Below are 1,311 nucleotides of genomic sequence, written 5' to 3' on the forward strand. Positions count from 1 at the left end.
ATGACGCTTTGTGGTCTTGGTTTATTAGCATGGGTCAAACCAAACCAGCTTTATAAAAACGAAGAAGAGAGAAAATTTAATGATTCAATATCAGATTATTTAGGTTTTAAAAATGCAATATATAAACAAGATTTTGAAGTAAATGCTAAAGATTATCTCGAAAGTGTTATTAATGGTAGTTATTCTTTTCCTGATTTTCAGAGTAACAGTGATAGTTTTTTTGAAGAAAATACTGATACCATTAAATCCGAGATAAAAAGAAACATCAATGATAGGAAAAACAAAACCTTTTTACCTTGGCTTTTTTCAAAAATAATAAGAAGTAATACAACAGAAAATGAAGATGAAGGTAAAGCCAACCTCATGAAAAGTACTGCTCTCTATTATCTCTATAAAAAAAACGTAGTGAATACAATAAATTCTGTATTTTATTCTTTTTTCTTTAGGCAGATCATCAAAAATCCATATTCAGATACCAGAATGACAATAACGTTCGGTATGGATGGCATGCTGCGTGTAAATGCAGAACCTAAACAAGGACAGAGGGTTGTTTACAATACAGAAGATGGTGAAGTATTCGAACTAGAACAAGATATCGATCTTGCGACTTTAATCCAAGCAGTTACAAAGATTAGCAGGCAAAAGTATAAGTGCATCACAGATTGGCACGAAGCTGTACGTTCTGAAGTTGAAAAAATTCCTGAAGTTAAAAAAATTCAAAAAATTGAAGAAAAAGAAAATAATCCAGATGGTGATTCAAGCAAAAATAATAACAACAACAACAACAATACGTATAATAATCTAAAAGAAGGTGCTTCTTTCAGCGTCGCAGGTGGTGGTGCCGCAGGTGGTGCTTTAAACAAAGAAGAAGTAAACAAAGAAGAAGTAAACAAAGAAGAAGTAAACGAAGAAAAAGTAAATAGAAAAGTAAAGAATCTAGATGATGATTCAAGCGAAAAAGAAAAAGTAAATGGAAAAGTAAAGAAACCAGATGATGTTTCAAGCGATAACAACAACAATAACAACAACAATAACAATGATCTAGATAGTGCTTCTTCCAGCGTCGCAAGTGGTGCTTTAAACAGCATCTCAGGTGGTGATTCAAGCAAAAATAATAACAACAATAATCTAAAACAAGGAAATAAAGAAAAAGAGAATCCAGATGATGTTTCAAGCGAAGAAGGAAATGTAAATGAAGAAGAAAAGAATCCAGATGGTGCTTCAAGCGAAGAAGGAAATGTAAATGAAGAAGAAAAGAATCCAGATGGTGCTTCAAGCAAAGAGGGAAATGTAAATGTAAATGGAGAGGGA

General features: G+C 32.3%; 1 protein-coding gene. It reads left to right on the forward strand.

The window, feature by feature from the left end:
- Positions 1-1,311 (forward strand): hypothetical protein (locus KC460_05215; GenBank protein MCA9770741.1); only part of this gene is annotated, 1,311 nt, incomplete at both ends.

This window comes from Candidatus Dependentiae bacterium, assembly GCA_020431705.1.
GTDB lineage: Bacteria > Babelota > Babeliae > Babelales > Vermiphilaceae > JAGQHQ01.